Raw genomic sequence first — 17,033 nt, forward strand, 5'->3', positions numbered from 1 at the left:
GTTAGGATTGGCTGAAATTTTTAATTTTCTTTGCACTCCGATTCAGCTGAGGTATCAAATAGAGAGGTGTCCGAGTGGTTGAAGGAGCACGCCTGGAAAGTGTGTATACTCGTGAGGGTATCGAGGGTTCGAATCCCTTCCTCTCTGCATTATTAAACCCTAACTATCTAAAAATATGATAGTTAGGGTTTTCTTTTTAAGAGGATAGTTGATTGTGTTTTTGATTTTTTTACTCCATCAAAGAAGAAACTTTCAAAGTTGAGTCAAATACCTATTCTAATAACCGATGACTGACCCAAGTATTTAGTCCCTTCCTTTCGAAAGTTTCTGTTTGATTCATTCATGCAGGAATTTGCTTTCACCATCACCATCATCCAAGTGTTCATCTTGCTGAAATTTGCCAGTCAATCACTCTTCTGACTGCAGTACCCAGCTGGAATATCTCAAGATTAAAAAAAGGCCAATGCCAATTGTCTTTCTGTTTTAAAACTTCAGACAATTAGCGTTGGCCTAATGTAAATTAAAATAATTTTTATTTGCTGATTTAATCGGTGTTGTGTATTGCCTCTTCCATTCTAGCATGAAATAGTTTAATAATCAGTCAGTTGTTTACTGTTTTTGATTTCACCATATTGGTAATACGGGTTATTCTCCAGTCGGTCTGATTTTTTTGCATCTCAACTCCTGGAGTAAAGCCAATACATGTTTTGGGTTTAATGATTTTTCATCCGTCCAAGCCTGGTACTTAGCAAATTTTTCAATTTATCAACCGCTCCTTTTACTGCATGTTCATCTGAATCGGCTTGGTTGGTCACCGCAAGTGGCTGCATACCCTCTACTCGGGCTTCCAGCAAACAGCGTCTGTCCTCAGGCCCTTCCTTACTTCCGTTTTCATCCGAAAGGTGAACTTCTATTCTTGTGATTTGTCCATTGAATCTGTCTAGATCTTTGGCTATAAGTTCAGAAAACCAAGCGATTTTATTTTCGCTTATTTCTACATTTTTGTCGGTGTTTATCTGGATTTTCATTTGTTTTTATTTTTTATTCAAAATTAAAGGGAAGCTCCCTGTAGGAAAGTTTATTCCCTTCATCATTTTTTTATTTAATCCCCACAAGTCTATTTACTTCTCTTAAATCAATAACGGTATATGGCCGCAAGACCTGTTTCGGAGGGCATACTTTCAGTAGGAACCACGATGACTTTTCCACCCATCTTCATGACCAATTCCCCCATATCGTCCAAAAGATCATCAACTCGCGGATTGTCCAAGTCCTTCTTTTGTGTATTTCCAGTAACCAAATTGGTAATCCGAACAGCGATTACCCTATCTGCTTCTACTAGAAGGGTGTCAATTCTGCCTTCCACAGCCGCAATGGCTACCTCTTTATAGTCATCGCTGCCTTTTCCATTGGCTCTTTCCTGCTCAAACCTATCCACTGTATTTTTTAACCTTTTTGAATATTCCGGTTCCATGACCTCCCAAGCCCTTTGGGCAAGAATTTCTTTTGAGACCGATTTAGGGTTTACGGTAATCCCTTTCTCCAACAACAGTGGGTTGATGTTCACTTCGTGAAATTGATGATGGTGCTCTGGTAAGGCCGCTAGAATAAGGGGCAGCCCTGTAGGCCTCGAATAATTTTCATAAATTGACTTTCCAATCACACGGAAAAAACGTTCGGCATCCAAGTCCATTTCTTCTTTTTTGCCTCCGTGGCCATGGTGCATATTTGAGCTCTCACCACTCGAGCCACCATAGGAGGCAACGGTAGTGTGTTTATCTGTCAATTCATCTCCCAGTGCATCTTCGATCGTTGCGGGTACATCTTCGGAGAGTACTATCGGATCCAATGAATGCCTGTTCCCTTCAAATAGCTGGATATCGTGGTGGCTTACACCCAAAACATGAAATCGGTCGGTGGACTGCAAATATTTTCGGAGCGGTTTTGTATGGAAACTGTCCGCTGCAATGGCTAATTCTTCCACGGAAACCTTTAATTTAATGACTTCAAAACGGCCATTTGTGCTGAGTACTGCAAGACCCTCAGTAGTATGGTTCCAAAAATCAGCATCTTCAGCAAGTTTTTTTAGCGGCTCAAGATGGGTGGTCGTCTCAGTTGTTGAATATTTGGTCAATATGGATTTTTCGAGTTCCTTGATCAGATTGTTAAACCTGATTGGATCCTGAAGATTTTCAGGATGGGACCTGTGCGTGGGCATGTAAAGCGATAGACAAAGCTCCTCATTCACGTTCAGAAGCTCTTGAATCAGTTTTTCGGTTAGTAATTTCATATTTTTCTTTCGTTAGTAATAAATTAGGTTTCATTTTAGAATATGAGGCAAAATAGCATTCAAAAAATGCCGTGAAAATCACGTGTTCCGTAAAGATAGATTTTTCAAAGTTTAAAAATGTTACTTAAATTTAGGGAATAGTTACATTATTATTGTCTTTTCACCTTGAGGGCAGTTAGAAAGTCAAAATCAATTTCTCCGAACTTCTTTGTTAGGAAAACCTAAGAATGAAATCCACGCAAAGAATCTTGTTCCAGCCCGAAATAGCCTTTTTTGGTTGGGAAATAGCCAAAACTTAGCCCTATTGGATTGGAAAGCGGGATTTTTCAGGGGCTTTTATTTCAAGGGGATTTAGTTTTTAACAGGGCCCAAAAAAAGACAATCCTTATGCGAATATTCACAGCTAAACCGATTGTTTTTCAGTGATATAGCAGTATGTTTATTCCTTGGAAAAATGGTTACAGGGACTTGGCCTTGTCTCCGCTGACAACTTGAATTGGAGAAAGGAAGTTTGGGGCAGGGCAAAGGAGGATTTCAGACTTGTTTTTTCATCAATTGATTCAATAGCATTTAAACTCCCTTTACCGCAATAGTTTTTCCGTTCACATAAATTGTCTAATGTGTTCAAAATAGATGATTTAGCTTGCAAATATTATAAAAACAGTGACGAAATTTAAACTATCTAAAAAAATTATGATTGTATCCATTGCAATTTGAATTGAAAAAATGATAACTTTAAAATTCAATATTATTCAAGAAACCATTAACCTTTATCTAAAGTCTATTTAAAATCTAAATTATGAGAAAGCTAATCACTTTGTTCATGCTTACTGGAATCCTTTTATCTCCGGTGATCTCGAAAGCTCAAGACGCAGCCACAGACGCTGCTGCTGTTGACACAACTGAAACCGTTGAAATAGCTCCTGTAGCTGCTCCAACAATCGTGGATGATGAAATTATTGAGGAAGAGAAAGGCTTCCACCAAGTAATCAAGGAAAAATTCATTGAAGGTGATCCAGCTTACATGGCTCCGGTATTGATCTGTTTGATTTTGGGTCTAGCGGTTGCGCTTGAAAGAATCATTACTTTGAATCTATCTACCACCAACACCAAGAAATTATTGCTTAGAGTGGAAGATGCATTGGAACAAGGAGGCATTGAAGCGGCAAAAGACGTTACAAAAAGCACAAAAGGTCCAGTCGCGTCCATTTTTACGCAAGGCTTGATGAGATATTCAGAAGGAATCGAGATGGTTGAAAAATCAATTATCGCCTATGGTTCTGTTGAAATGGGAAGATTGGAAAAAGGTCTTATCTGGATCTCTCTTTTCATCTCTCTTGCTCCAATGCTTGGGTTTATGGGTACAGTTATCGGTATGATTGGTGCATTTGATGCAATCGAAGCTGCTGGTGATATTTCTCCTTCGCTTGTAGCCGGTGGTATTAAGATCGCTCTTTTGACTACAGTTGCGGGTTTGATAGTTGCGATTATTTTGCAGTTGTTTTACAATTATTGTGTCGCTAAGATCGATTCTCTTGTCAACGACATGGAAGATGCTTCTATCTCTTTGGTAGACATTCTTGTAAGGTATAAACTGACGAAATAATTGATTGTTGAATGAAAATTCAACAACCAATTGTTCATAACCTAGAAATAAATTAATATGGATATAACAGATATTTCCTTATACCTATCCTATGTTTTAGTATTAGTAGGTATAATTCTCGCAGTAGTAATGCCATTGATTAAGTCTTTAGATGATCCAAAAAGCCTAGGTAAAACATTAGCCGCTGTTGTAGGTTTGGTGATCATTTTCTTTATCGCTTATTCAATTTCAGACGGGGATGTGTTGCCCAAGTTTGCAGCAGAACCCTTTAATCTTACCGAAACATCATCTAAGTTAGTTGGTGGCGCGCTCATGACTGTCTATGTGTTGTTTTTCATCGCATTGGCAGGGATTGTCGTCACTGAAATTACTAAAGCTGTAAAATAATGGCAAGGAAGAAATCAAGAATGAGTACGGAGGTAAGTACAGGGTCGATGGCGGATATCGCTTTCCTGCTCCTTATCTTCTTCCTCGTTACCACCACAATTGCTTCGGACAAGGGTATTCTTAATATTCTTCCTCCAAAGCAAGATCCGAACGTACCGCCACCTGATATCAAGAAGAATGAGCGTAACATTTTCAACATACTTGTAAATGCAAATGATCAGCTTCTGGTAGAAGGAGAATACTTGGACAATACCGAATCTTTATCTGACGATGTGAAAGCATTTATTTTGAATTTTGGTATTCCAGATTCAGAATATGCCGAATTGTACAACGGGTTGCCTGCAACATTGAAGGCAAAGTCGAACAAGGATCCAAGTTCTTCAGATCATCCTGGTGAGGCTGTTGTCTCAATCAAAACCAATAGGGGTACTAGCTACGAGCGGTATCTTGAAGTTCTTGATCAAGTCAAAAGAGCTTATTTTGAGATCTATGCGGAAAGGGTTGGCATCACAGCCGATCAATACAGAGCACTTACTGGGAAATCAGCCTCAGAGAAAGATCTTCAGGACAGAGGGAAAGAAGGGATTCCTATGGCGATTTCAATTGCTGAACCAGATAAAATAGGAAGTTAACTATGGGTAAATTTAAGAAAAAAACCAAAGCTGAGATCAGTATTCCAACATCAGCTTTGCCGGATATTATCTTTATGTTGTTGTTCTTTTTCATGGTGACCACTGTGCTTAGAGAACAGGATCTATTGGTAGAACAAAAGCTCCCTCAAGCAACTCAGTTGCAGAAGCTTGAAAAGAAGTCTTTGATTTCCTACCTTTTCGTAGGGAAACCCAAAAACGTTTCCTTGTATGGTTCAGAGCCAAGAATTCAAGCCAATGATGTTTTGATCAACACCAAAGACATCGTGTTATGGGTGAATCAGGAAAAAGACAAATTGGGAGAAGCTGAAAGAGATCAAATTACCATCTCCATGAAGGCAGACAGAGAAGTGAAAATGGGTCCAATTTCCGATATTCAATTTGAATTGAGAGAAGCGGATGCACGTAAGTTAATGTATGCTTCAACAGGAAAAGTTGAGAATTAATCTTTCTTAATGATTTATATTGAAAAGCTATCTCGTTTGAGATAGCTTTTTTAATTTTAATCCGAAAATGGCCTTACCAAAACTGAATAACAAGAAAAAGATTCAAAGGGCTTGGACGATGTACGATTGGGCCAATTCTGTTTACAGTCTGGTCATTACTTCCACCATTTTCCCAGTTTACTTCAATGGTGTAACCAAATCAGATGAATTTGGATATACAGTAAAATTTTTTGGGTTTGACATTGTCAATACTGTTTTGTACTCCTACTCGATTTCTTTTTCCTTTTTGATAATTGCATTTTTGTCGCCATTGCTTTCTGGAATGGCTGATTATGGAGGCAAAAAGCTTCTTTTTATGAAAATCTTCACTTATATGGGTTCTCTTGCATGTGTAGGTTTATTCTTTTTTGATGGGGATAATCTTGAATATGGAGTCATCTGTGCAATGCTGGCAAGTATTGGTTATGCCGGTAGCATAGTTTTTTACAATGCCTATTTGCCAGAAATAGCAAATATTGAAGAATATGATTTCTTAAGTGCCAGAGGCTTTTCTTTGGGATATATTGGAAGTGTGATTTTATTGGTGGTGAATTTGTTTATGATCCAGTCTCCTGAATTTTTCGGGATATCTGATGGTGGGCAAGCTGCCAGGTGGTCTTTTTTAATTACAGGTTTATGGTGGGCAGGTTTCGCACAGATTCCTTTTCATTTTCTGCCCAAGAATCCCTACAATCGAAAAGTCCAAAAATCACTTTTTTCGAAAGGGTATCATGAAATCAGAAGAGTGTTCAAAGAAGTGCGGGAAACTACAGTGATGAATAGGTTTTTGGCCGCCTTTCTTTTTTATAGTATGGGAGTCCAAACAGTCATGTACCTTGCAGCATCTTTTGGGGACAAAGAATTGGGGCTTCCTGGGGACAAGTTGATTGTGACGATTTTGATTATTCAATTTGTCGCCATTGGTGGGAGCTTTCTGTTTGCCTACGTATCTAAACTCTTTGGTAATAAAAATTCTTTGGTCATCATGGTGTTTATTTGGGTTTTTATTTGTGTTGCCGCATATTTTGTCATTTCCGAATACCAATTTTATGCCTTGGCTTTTGTGGTGGGAATGGTTATGGGTGGGATCCAATCCCTTTCCCGATCTACCTATGCGAAGTTGATTCCTCCTGATACAATAGATCATGCCTCTTATTTCAGTTTCTTTGATGTTACCGAAAAGATTGCGATCGTACTGGGTACATTTTCTTATGGGTTGATCGAACAACTCTCAGGAAGTATGAGAAATAGTTCGCTTGCACTCGCTCTCTTTTTCTTTGTCGGCCTGGGATTTCTTATATTGGTTAAAATACCCAAAAGGAATCTAGAAATGTCTTCCAAGGTCGAACATGCTTAGTATTATTCCCGGTAAGAAAGTTTCTCAATTGGACCAAGCACATATCCAAAGAGAAGGTATCAGTGGACTTGAACTAATGGAAAGTGCTGCAAATGCTTTTGTCTCCTGGTTTATCGATAAATTCAAGTCCCCTGAGGTTCCAATTTATATTTTTTGTGGACCGGGCAACAATGGTGGAGATGGCATTGCGATCGCAAGGCTCTTATATCAAATGGGGTATCAGATAAGCATAATTAAATTCGAACATCTTTCTAATTGTTCCTCCAATTTTCAAGCGAATTTCAATCGGTTACCAAAAACCATCCCGATTATGGATTTTGACACCTTTGAATTTATTCTCCCTGAGAAAACCTTTGTTATTGATGCCGTATTAGGGGTGGGGCTTGATAGGCCACTTTCTGGAATTTACCTGGATTTAATTCTAAAACTGAATGGTTTGTCAGCCACAAAAATTGCGATAGATATTCCTTCAGGAATTCCGTCGGATGGGGTTTTGGTAGGGGATGCCTTTCATGCGGATTATTCTGTTACTTTTCAATTTCCTAAGTTGGCAATGCTTTTCCCCGAGCATGCTTTGTACACAGGGGAGATTATAATTGTGGATATCGGTATTTCAGATGGTCTTTTGAACCAATTTGGGGAAGATAAATTTTTCATTCAGAAAAAAGATTTGGCTATCCGTCATAAGTTCTTCCATAAATTTTGCCACAAAGGCGATTTTGGAAGGGTACTTTTGATTGGTGGAAGTCCCGGTAAAGTTGGTGCGATTTTGATGGCGAGCAGGGCTGCGCTAAGGACCGGAAGTGGTTTGGTCCATTGTCATCTCCCTGGATCTGAATCTTCTTCCTCTCTTGTCGTTGCCCCAGAAATAATGGCGGTTACGGATAGTGAGTTGGAAATGTTGGATAATTTTGATGCGATTGGAGTTGGGCCTGGTTGGGGGATTCAAAATGATTTTTCCTTTTTTGAAAGCTTATTGAAGCGATTTCGAAAACCTGTCGTCATCGATGCAGATGGGTTGAATACGCTTGCCCTTTATCCGCATTTGTTAAAATTATTACCTGAGCAGAGTATTCTCACGCCACATTTTAAGGAGTTTGAAAGGTTGGTCGGGGATTGTTCGAATCATTTGGAAAGGTTGGAGAAGGCAAGGAGTTTTTCCCGGAAAAACAATTGCATTTTGATTCTTAAGGGTGCTTTTACCTCGATTTCATTGCCCAACGGGAAGCAGTTTTTTAATTCTACCGGCAATCAATATATGGCGACCGCTGGGTCAGGGGACGTTTTGACTGGAATAATCACTTCCTTTTTAGGCCAGGGATATTCATCGGAAAATGCCGCTATCTGTGGGGTGTATCATCATGGATTGGCCGGGGAGCTTGCCTCAGTTTCGAAAAAGAGAGGAATGATTGCTTCTGATATCATTGAAGCCATTCCAGAAACCTTTGTCCAAATGCAGGTTTTTTAATTCCTGTGTATCTGAATGGGTAGAACTTTAATTTGCCCCAAAGAGTTAAGGTTTTGTATTTTATTAGGATGAAGAAAGAAAAACTTTTGCTTTGGACCCTTGCGGCCATCAATTTCACACACATTGTGGATTTTATGATCATCATGCCCCTGGGGCCACAATTGATGAGAATGTTTGAGATCACACCAAGGGAATTTGGCTTATTGGTTTCTTCATACACCTTTAGCGCTGGATTCAGCAGCTTTTTGGGCGCTTTTTTCCTGGATAAATATGATAGAAAAAGCATTCTACTTTGGGTTTTTGTAGGTTTTCTTTTGGGGACTTTGGCTTGCGCCCTGTCTCCGAGTTATCCGGTTTTATTAATGGCTAGAATTTTTTCAGGCTTTTTTGGGGGTTTGACCTCTGCACTGGTTTTGTCCATAATAGGAGATACCATTCCTGAAGGAAGAAGGGGTAGGGCAATGGGTTGGGTGATGGCAGCGTTCTCCGTTGCTTCTGTTTTTGGTGTCCCTTTTGGATTGTTCATTGCAAGTATGTCCACTTGGCACGCACCATTTTATTTTCTTTTGGGGTTGTCGGGGATTATTTTCTTGATGATTTTCAAATTTATCCCTAAAATCACACAGCATTTGGGAAAACAAATAACAAAGCCCACCCCAATTCAAGTAATTAGAAGAGTGACAGGTAATCCCAATCAAATGAGGGCAATTTCATTGACCATCATGATGATGTTGGGTCAATTTTCCATTATTCCCTTTCTGAGTCCATATATGGTGGCCAATGTTGGTTTTACGGATATGGAACTTACCTATGTTTATATGGCAGGTGGTTTTTTCACCATCTTCACCTCCCCTTGGGTAGGTAGGATGAGTGATCAATATGGGATGATCAAGGTCTTCAGCGTTTTTATGGCCTTGAATATTATCCCGATTGCCATTATTACGAACTTGGGTGTGACGCCTATTCCTTATGTTTTGTTGGCGTCCACCCTGTTTTTCGTGACTTCCAATGGTAGAATGGTTCCCGCAACAGCCTTGATCACCGCTACCGCAAAAATTGAAAATAGGGGGAGTTTTTTGAGCTTCAACTCATCAGTCCAACAACTTGCTGCAGGTCTTGCATCTTTTGTTGCAGGGATGATCCTAGTGGAGGGTGCAAATGGAGAATTGATCAATTATAACATTGTGGGTTATGCGGCCATTGGTCTCAGTTTACTTTGTATTCCGTTGGCAAGAAGGATTAAGATAATTGAATCACTTCCGATTATAGGGGATGAAATTCCAGCAGAAGAAGTTTCCAACGAAGCCTAAAAAAAAAGGTCATGGGATTTAGAACCCCATGACCTTTTTTGTGATAATGATTTAAAACTTAAAATTCCGCATTACCAGGTGTTCTGGGAAATGCGATTACGTCCCGGATATTGGACATTCCGGTAACGAACAGCACCATTCTTTCGAATCCCAAACCAAAACCGGCATGTGGAGCGGTACCAAATCTTCTCGTATCCAAATACCACCACATTTCCTCTTGGGGGATATCCATTTCTTCCATTCTTTTGGTCAATAGCTCTAGGCGTTCCTCTCTTTGGGATCCACCGACAATTTCTCCGATTCCCGGAAAAAGAATATCCATGGCAGCAACTGTTTTGCCGTCATCATTTTGCCTCATGTAAAAGGATTTGATCTCTTTTGGGTAGTCGGTCAAGATAACGGGTTTTTTAAAATGTTTTTCTACCAGAAAACGCTCATGTTCTGATTGTAGGTCTACTCCCCAATCTTCGATCAGAAACTGAAATTTTTTCTTTTTGTTCGGAGTGGAATTTTTGAGAATATGGATAGCTTCGGTGTAGGTTATTCTTTCAAATTCATTGTTGACGACAAAATTCAACCTTTCCAATAAGCCCATTTCACTTCTTAATTCAACCTTTTTTGCCTGATCTTCCTCGGAAGCCCTTTGGTCAAGAAAAACAAGGTCATCCTGGCAGTTTTCCAAAGCATAGGAAATCACATATTTCAGAAAGTCTTCTGCCAAGTTTTGGTTGTCCTCTGCGTCAAAGAAGGCCATTTCAGGTTCAATCATCCAAAATTCGGCCAAATGTCTGGCAGTATTTGAATTTTCAGCCCTGAAAGTTGGCCCAAAGGTATAGATCTCCGAAAGTGCCATTGCTGCCAATTCCCCTTCCAGCTGTCCTGAAACAGTTAGGTTGGTCTCCCGCTCAAAGAAATCTTCCTTGTAATCTATTTCCCCTTTATCGTTTTTGGGTGGGTTTTTAAGATCGAGTGTAGTCACCCTGAAAGTTTCTCCTGCTCCCTCGGCATCCGAAGCGGTAATTATAGGCGTGTGGATATAGAAGAACCCTTTGTCATTGAAATATTTATGAACCGCAAAAGCAAGGGCGTGGCGTACTCTGAATATAGCCCCAAAAGTATTGGTCCTCATTCTGAGGTGGGCGATTTCCCTTAAGAACTCCAAGGAGTGTTTCTTGGGTTGAAGTGGGAATTTTTCAGGATCTGCTTCCCCCAGGATCTCTATTGATTTGGATATGATTTCGGTTTGTTGGCCAGCACCCTGAGATTGAACAATTTCACCAGTGACTTTTATGCAAGCACCAGTGGTGATTTTCTTCAAGATATCTTCAGGGATCAAATTCGGATCCGCTACTGCTTGGTAATTTTTGATTGTTGAGCCATCATTCAACGCGATAAAAGATACGTTTTTGTTGCTTCGCTTCGTTCTTACCCAGCCCATGATTGTAACGTCGTGACCGGTTTCATCACTTTCCAAAAGTGATTTGATTTTAATTCTGCTGTTGAATGCCATCTTTAAAGATTATTAATTCCGTTTTTATAATAGAACATGAGTTAGTTCGGGTAAGCGGAATGCAAAAAAACGATATTCTTAGCTTTTTATCAAAAAATTGATCTTATTTCCTAAATTTGGAAAAGAAAAGTGCATTGATCGCCTTAGTTCATAGGTTTTTTCTTTCCACTCATTAATCAAAAGTATCCTTTATGCAAAAATTAAATTTAAGTCAGGTATTATCCCAGAAACTTTCTCCTCAGCAAATTCAATTTATAAAATTGTTGCAGGTGCCTACGGTCGAGTTGGATGCAAGGGTAGAGGAGGAGTTGGAAATAAATCCTGCTTTGGAAGAGGGTAAAGATGAAGAAAAAGACCAGAATGAGGATGAATTTCCAGAGTCATATGAGGAGGATTCAGGGAAGGAAGAAAGCGATGTGAATATCGACGATTATCTGAATGAGGATTATGGAGGATACAAGATGCAAGGTGATGGGAATTATTCCCCTGACGATGATGATCGAGAAATCCCTATTTCAAGCGGGGTATCGCTTCATGAGCAACTGATCACCCAACTTGGTTTTTTGAAACTGGATGAGCATCAGAAAATTATTGGAAGACAATTGATTGGGAGTATAGAAAATGATGGGTATATCCGGCGGGATTTGGAAGCCATTATCAATGATCTTGCATTCAGTCAAAATATGGAGATCGATATCGATGAGGTAGAGGAAATCCTAAGAAAAATTCAGGCATTTGATCCAGCTGGAATTGCTGCTCGAAATCTCCAAGAATGTTTATTGATCCAATTGGAACGCAAGGAACATTCCGATGACCCTACTGTCATGAATGCAATTAGAATTGTAGGGGAGTGTTTTGAGGAGTTCACAAAAAAGCATTATCCCAAAATTCAGAAAAAACTGAACATTGAGGATGATGAATTGAAGGATGCTATCCAAATGATCACCAGGCTTAACCCCAAACCGGGGGGAGCTGCGGATGGAATGGTCAAAACTCAGTATATTTTCCCGGATTTCATTCTCAATAATGTGGAAGGGAAACTTGATATTTTGCTTAATTCTAAAAATGCGCCGGAATTGAGGGTAAGCAGGTCTTATTCAGAGATGTTCAATGCGTATGAGAAAAGCGACAAAAAAGACAAAAAGCTCAAGGAAACGGTCACTTTTGTGAAGCAGAAACTTGATGCAGCAAAATGGTTCATTGACGCCATTAAACAAAGGCAACACACCCTTCTTAAGACGATGCATGCCATTTTGAATTTTCAAATTGATTTTTTCCAAGATGGTGATGAGACCAAGCTCCGGCCAATGATCCTGAAAGACATTGCCGAAAGAATAGATATGGATATTTCTACGGTTTCCCGAGTGGCCAACAGTAAATCGATTCAAACTGAATTCGGTATTTTTCCGCTGAAGTACTTTTTCTCAGAAGGTATTGCAACGGACTCGGGTGAGGATGTGAGCAATAAAGAAGTGAAAAGTGTTTTGCAGACGATGGTGGATGAGGAAGATAAGCGCAAACCGCTCTCTGATGATAAATTGGTGAAGATGCTGAATGGAAAAGGATACAATATTGCAAGGCGAACGGTAGCTAAATATCGTGAGCAATTGCAAATCCCTGTGGCAAGATTAAGAAAAGAACTTTAAGTGGGTAGAAGACTTTCAGAAATAATATCATTGCTGTTTCAGCCTTTGGTGATGCCCTCCTTGATCTTTTTGTTTTTGCTTTACGGGATGCAGGAGTCCAGTATAGCAACTGGGGGGGACAAGAATCAGATTTTTTCGGTAATTGTGGTCAATACTTTGGTGTTGCCTTTGTTCATGATTTTCATATTGCGATTAACCAAGGTTATTCCTTCGGTTTTAATAGAGGATAAAAAAGACAGGATTTTCCCGTTTTCGATTATCAGCATGTTGTATTTCATTACTTCTTACTTGTTTTATGTCAAAGCATGGGTCGATTTTACTTTGGTCTTTACCTTGTTCGTCCTGACGGTTTGTTTGATACTTTTAACCAGCATCACTGTTTTTTGGAAAATTAGCGCCCACATGACAGGGGTATCGGGATTGCTCGCGATTGTTTTGGTGATGAGCCTTAGGTATCCAATGGTCGATTTACTCTATCCACTCATCGGTGTTATTATTTTGTCTGGTGCAATTGCCTCTGCAAGACTTCACCTAAACGCACATTCTCCCCTAGAAATATTCGGGGGGTTTTTGTTGGGCTTTGTCGTCTGCTTTTCATCTTTTTACTACCTTTTGTTTACATAAAAAAAGACCGGATTTCTCCGGTCTTTTTTTATGCTTGTTTTTCACTTTGGAATCTAAAAGAGTGCTACCGACAATCCAAAATTAATTTGATTGGTTTTGGTATTGAAAGGTCCTTTATCCTTAGAAAACACTTCATTTAACCCATAATATCCCCAAACATTGAAGCCAGACGTCCCAACCCTTGTCAATATACCGTATCTGATTGGATTGATCCCGTACGATTGTTTATCCTTTATTTTTCTTTCTAACTCATTCTCATCTGTATAAGAGATTTTTGTTTGCGAATCAAAAAGAAATCCGATTTTCCCTCCAACGGCTATTCTCATCCCCTTATCATAATTGGTTTTATTAAAATGATAACGGAATTCCAACGGGATATCCACATAATTGAGAGATACGTTGTTTTTTCCGATGGTTATTTCATCCCCATATACATCCTTTACTTCTAATAATCGACTTGAAGTTGGACCTTTCAAAGGATCATTGAATAAATTTTGGTCTTCTTTGAAAGCTAATTTATCCAAACCCAATCCTAAACCCGGATTAAAAGTGACCCCTGAATTCTCACCGAATAATTTGACCGGCAATTGGTAGGAGATGTTAAAGGTTCTTGATGGGAATAAACTGGTAGCCAATTCATCAGGCTTATTGTTTAAGGTATTTAACCCAATGTCAATAAAGAGGTCACCTTTAATGTTAGGCCTTCCCCCTATGGGCGTTTTCTCTTTTTCTTGGGCAAACAATGAGAATGTTATCAAATAAGCCAATAAAACTGCTGTAAGTCTTTTCATGAAAGATGGAATTGTATTAAAATAATAAGGCGCTAAATTATAAAAACATACTTGATTTTTATTCCTTTTGATCTTAATAATTCTTAATAATCAAGTTGGACCGCACTTTGTCTTTTGAAAAATTCGATTGAACTCATTTTTTTAATTTGAAAATATGGTTACATTTGCAATCCCAATACGGCTTCGTAGCTCAACTGAATAGAGCACCTGATTACGGCTCAGGAGGTTTCAGGTTTGAATCCTGACGAGGTCACTACTAGCGCTCTTCAGAGCGTTGTTTTTAACATACTTGTTTTCTTTTTGTTTAGGAGAGAATGAGGTTGAAACGAAAAGGAAGGAGATAAAATCTTCTTCCTTTTTTTGTGCCTATTTCCATCCCAAATCTTCCCCACATCAGGAAAACCAAAGTGTTTCCATTTGATGAAAGGACAAGTTGAAGCATTCGCTCATGGGCGATTCCCTTGCTTGTCCTATTGGTCCTCCTTCCCAGAGCCATGACTGCATCGGTAGGATTTCTGTTTCTGGAAGGATGCAGGTGTGCCATGATCAACGGAGAAATTTTGGATTTTGTCACTTCATTGAAGACGGACTCGGGGTTCTATAATAAATGCATGTTTTGAATCATTGGTATGAACCTTGAATGTTGCAATGGGAGCACCCATCAAATCAGTGATGTCGTTGAACCGGTTGACATTCTTGGTATAGACGCATACCATGAATCTCGCCTGAGCATGTGGGATCAACGCCATACATCTGGGAATTGCTTTTTACTCAGGTGACCTGTGTGATGCATTGCCAATTCCATTGCGTTTTGAAAATTCAAATAATTAGTAACCTGTTTACTGTTTTTGGCTTCACCAGAACGGTACTGCTCACAATTTTCCGGATAGTCTGATTTTCTTGAGGTTTGAACTCCAGGAGGAAACCAAATGCCTGTTTCGGGTTGAATTACCCTTGGGCACCATCTCTATTGGCTCCACTTTCTTTAGAGGACAACAATTGATTGTAGATCGAAGTCACCCCCAAAACCATCAATCCGGCAATTACGGCCAATAACACATTGTAATAGGCAGGTGCGCTCAAAGTGAGTCTAAGGAATATGGTAGCCAATGCAAATGAGGAATAACGGAAAAGGTTGTAATATTTGGTGTTATATCGGAGTGAGAACAATAAAATGAAAACATCAGTAAAAATCAGCAATGTGTAAAACAACTTGATGCTGTAAATAAACTGATGCATCTGATAGGCCGAAATAATATCGTAAATGCCCAATCCAATAAAAGAAACGGTGAGGTAGATTGAAATAAGTTTTTTGATGGCGACAAACCCTTTTTGCTCCTCATAGCTTTGGGTGATTCGCCTGTGCCGCTGTGCCCTATAAAAGAGGCCTGTGATCAAGAAAATCAATATCGCTCCAAATGCATCTGATACTATAGGTAACAACTCCATTAAAAAGCCCACATCCCAACTTAGGTCACCCAAATAGTGCCCAAACTCTTTGAATGCATCCCTCAGCAACAAGAGCGAAATAATCTCAAACTGTTTGCCCACTGAATCGGCAACGGATTTTGGGATGAGAAATATCAATCCCAACACCTCAAATATAAGCAATACGTTGAATGCCAGCTCAATTGCAAAAAATGCCGTAAAATTCTCACCCAAGTCTACGATCTCTAAATGAGAAAGGAGACCCAAAAACAGCCCTGCCACAAAAAATCCCACGACAATATTACTGATCACTTTGGATACAGCGGTACTTTCCCAATGCTCATCCAATATATCGAATGTGTTAATCTGCCATTGGAAAAATTTCTTGATCATCTTGTTTTTTTTAAATCTTTCGCCTGTTCCAGTTTATCTCACAGCAACCAGTCTCCATTCTTCTTTACAATCTAAGTAGGCGTCTTTGTAGTAAAATCTAATCTTAAGAAAGTGCTGTAGCCAATAGATTTTACAAATCACTTTGAAATTGGAACAAAGTATCTGTTAACCTTTTGTTTGTGAATAAGTTTATTGAATTTATAAAAATCCCTAAACTCGTCTAAGTTTAGTGAATCGGTAAATATTGTCGCGTAACAAATATCACATCGCCTACAAATAAGGGGATTCTGGGGAATTGAATTTTGCAGATTAACCGTTTGCGAAAAAAAGGAGGAGTTATCAGCACCGGATTAGATGCGCTTGTTTTAGATACTTGTTATTCAAGAAGGATGATCCATAGAGGATGCATGGTTTGGGCAAGTGACGAAACCATAGCGTCAGATCGGTCCTATTGTTTAGCATCAATAAGCTTTCCTGTTACCCCATCTTGAACTGCCTTTGCTGAATTCATAGGGCTGGAAGGGGGCTTGCCGTAAATTCTGAGTTGGTTTCAGTTGCCTGTTTTGACGAGGTTGCCATTTACATTTCAAAGAATTGGGAGATTACTTCTTGATCATCGAGAATATAGGGCTGATGTTCAGTTCATAATGTTTGATACTGATAATAATGACTTATTCTCTTTGCAAAAAGACATTTTCTTTTGCACCTTTGCAATCCCAAAAGAGGGAAAGCGTTCAGAACGGTAAAACGGGAAGGAAAATATTGAAAATTAAATCTTGCGAGGAAAGACAATTTGTTTACCTTTGCAACCCGCTTCGGAAGGAAGGGTTTGATTTGAGATTAAAATTTTGGAAAACGATTGGTTTTGGATTGCTGGAGCTGGTTTTTTGGAGGAAGGATCGGGTTTTCGGGCCTGAAAATTTTTTCAAAAAAACATCAACAAATTCAGACAAATTGTTTACCTTTGCAACCCGCTTGAAAACGAAGAGTGGAAAAGATTGGGGATGGCGACATCACGAGCCCGGAAAAGTCCGGGAGAAGTTCATTGAAGTACTGTAAGACAAAAAACAAAAACGATTGCGCGATAC

General features: G+C 39.3%; 15 protein-coding genes and 2 tRNA genes. 11 read left to right on the forward strand and 6 right to left on the reverse strand.

What is annotated here, in order from left to right; genetic code table 11:
* The first annotated feature begins 60 nt into the window (after window positions 1–60).
* A tRNA-Ser gene (locus Q7J63_RS05290) sits at window positions 61–147 on the forward strand.
* A gap of 566 nt (window positions 148–713) precedes the next feature.
* On the opposite strand, the gene Q7J63_RS05295 is transcribed toward Q7J63_RS05290, so the two are convergent.
* Together Q7J63_RS05295 and Q7J63_RS05300 are read right to left on the reverse strand one after the other, a co-directional pair.
* On the reverse strand, window positions 714–1,028 hold the full coding sequence (locus tag Q7J63_RS05295) for an HPF/RaiA family ribosome-associated protein (protein WP_019600463.1): 315 nt from the start codon (window positions 1,026–1,028) through the stop codon (window positions 714–716).
* A 107-nt stretch (window positions 1,029–1,135) separates the two neighbouring features.
* Window positions 1,136–2,290, reverse strand: coding sequence for a hypothetical protein (locus Q7J63_RS05300; RefSeq protein WP_304884534.1), 1,155 nt, complete (start codon window positions 2,288–2,290; stop codon window positions 1,136–1,138).
* A 799-nt stretch (window positions 2,291–3,089) separates the two neighbouring features.
* Between Q7J63_RS05300 and Q7J63_RS05305 the strand changes: the two genes are divergently transcribed.
* The 7 genes from Q7J63_RS05305 to Q7J63_RS05335 all read left to right on the forward strand — a co-directional run bounded on the left by Q7J63_RS05305 (window position 3,090) and on the right by Q7J63_RS05335 (window position 9,553).
* Entirely contained in the window at window positions 3,090–3,896 is an 807-nt protein-coding gene (locus Q7J63_RS05305; protein ID WP_019600465.1) for a MotA/TolQ/ExbB proton channel family protein, read from the forward strand.
* A gap of 57 nt (window positions 3,897–3,953) precedes the next feature.
* Window positions 3,954–4,283, forward strand: a complete 330-nt coding sequence (locus tag Q7J63_RS05310) for a hypothetical protein (RefSeq protein ID WP_019600466.1) — start codon at window positions 3,954–3,956, stop codon at window positions 4,281–4,283.
* Window positions 4,283–4,915, forward strand: coding sequence for a biopolymer transporter ExbD (locus Q7J63_RS05315; RefSeq protein ID WP_019600467.1), 633 nt, complete (start codon window positions 4,283–4,285; stop codon window positions 4,913–4,915). The genes Q7J63_RS05310 and Q7J63_RS05315 overlap by 1 nt, the downstream gene beginning before the upstream one ends.
* 2 nt (window positions 4,916–4,917) lie before the next feature.
* Window positions 4,918–5,379, forward strand: a complete 462-nt coding sequence (locus Q7J63_RS05320) for a biopolymer transporter ExbD (RefSeq protein ID WP_019600468.1) — start codon at window positions 4,918–4,920, stop codon at window positions 5,377–5,379.
* Window positions 5,380–5,446: 67 nt separating this feature from the next.
* Complete coding sequence (locus tag Q7J63_RS05325; protein ID WP_304884538.1) at window positions 5,447–6,775, forward strand: MFS transporter; 1,329 nt, start codon at window positions 5,447–5,449, stop codon at window positions 6,773–6,775.
* The gene (locus tag Q7J63_RS05330) at window positions 6,768–8,243 is read left to right on the forward strand and encodes an NAD(P)H-hydrate dehydratase (RefSeq protein WP_304884540.1); all 1,476 of its coding nucleotides are present in this window, start codon (window positions 6,768–6,770) and stop codon (window positions 8,241–8,243) included. The genes Q7J63_RS05325 and Q7J63_RS05330 overlap by 8 nt, the downstream gene beginning before the upstream one ends.
* Window positions 8,244–8,311: 68 nt before the next feature.
* Complete coding sequence (locus Q7J63_RS05335) at window positions 8,312–9,553, forward strand: MFS transporter (RefSeq protein ID WP_019600471.1); 1,242 nt, start codon at window positions 8,312–8,314, stop codon at window positions 9,551–9,553.
* Between the two features lie 58 nt (window positions 9,554–9,611).
* Here the strand turns inward: Q7J63_RS05335 and asnS are convergent, their stop codons facing one another.
* Window positions 9,612–11,063 carry an asparagine--tRNA ligase gene (gene asnS, locus Q7J63_RS05340; protein ID WP_304884542.1) on the reverse strand — a complete coding sequence of 484 codons (1,452 nt, stop codon included), beginning with the start codon at window positions 11,061–11,063 and terminating at the stop codon, window positions 9,612–9,614.
* Window positions 11,064–11,254: 191 nt separating this feature from the next.
* Between asnS and rpoN the strand changes: the two genes are divergently transcribed.
* The gene (gene rpoN / locus Q7J63_RS05345; RefSeq protein ID WP_019600473.1) at window positions 11,255–12,709 is read left to right on the forward strand and encodes an RNA polymerase factor sigma-54; all 1,455 of its coding nucleotides are present in this window, start codon (window positions 11,255–11,257) and stop codon (window positions 12,707–12,709) included.
* The gene (locus Q7J63_RS05350) at window positions 12,710–13,333 is read left to right on the forward strand and encodes a hypothetical protein (RefSeq protein ID WP_026333899.1); all 624 of its coding nucleotides are present in this window, start codon (window positions 12,710–12,712) and stop codon (window positions 13,331–13,333) included. It begins immediately after the preceding gene.
* A gap of 53 nt (window positions 13,334–13,386) precedes the next feature.
* On the opposite strand, the gene Q7J63_RS05355 is transcribed toward Q7J63_RS05350, so the two are convergent.
* On the reverse strand, window positions 13,387–14,124 hold the full coding sequence (locus Q7J63_RS05355; protein ID WP_019600475.1) for a porin family protein: 738 nt from the start codon (window positions 14,122–14,124) through the stop codon (window positions 13,387–13,389).
* 179 nt (window positions 14,125–14,303) lie between these two features.
* Between Q7J63_RS05355 and Q7J63_RS05360 the strand changes: the two genes are divergently transcribed.
* Window positions 14,304–14,377 (forward strand) — tRNA-Arg (locus Q7J63_RS05360).
* A 51-nt stretch (window positions 14,378–14,428) separates the two neighbouring features.
* Here Q7J63_RS05360 and Q7J63_RS05365 read toward each other — a convergent pair.
* Both Q7J63_RS05365 and Q7J63_RS05370 read right to left on the reverse strand, forming a co-directional pair.
* Window positions 14,429–14,668: a hypothetical protein gene (locus tag Q7J63_RS05365; protein WP_304884547.1), complete on the reverse strand. Its 240-nt coding sequence runs from the start codon at window positions 14,666–14,668 to the stop codon at window positions 14,429–14,431.
* A gap of 404 nt (window positions 14,669–15,072) precedes the next feature.
* Entirely contained in the window at window positions 15,073–15,945 is an 873-nt protein-coding gene (locus Q7J63_RS05370) for a hypothetical protein (RefSeq protein WP_304884549.1), read from the reverse strand.
* Window positions 15,946–17,033 lie beyond the last annotated feature (1,088 nt).

The organism is Rhodonellum sp. (assembly GCF_030656585.1).
Classification (GTDB): domain Bacteria; phylum Bacteroidota; class Bacteroidia; order Cytophagales; family Cyclobacteriaceae; genus Rhodonellum; species Rhodonellum psychrophilum.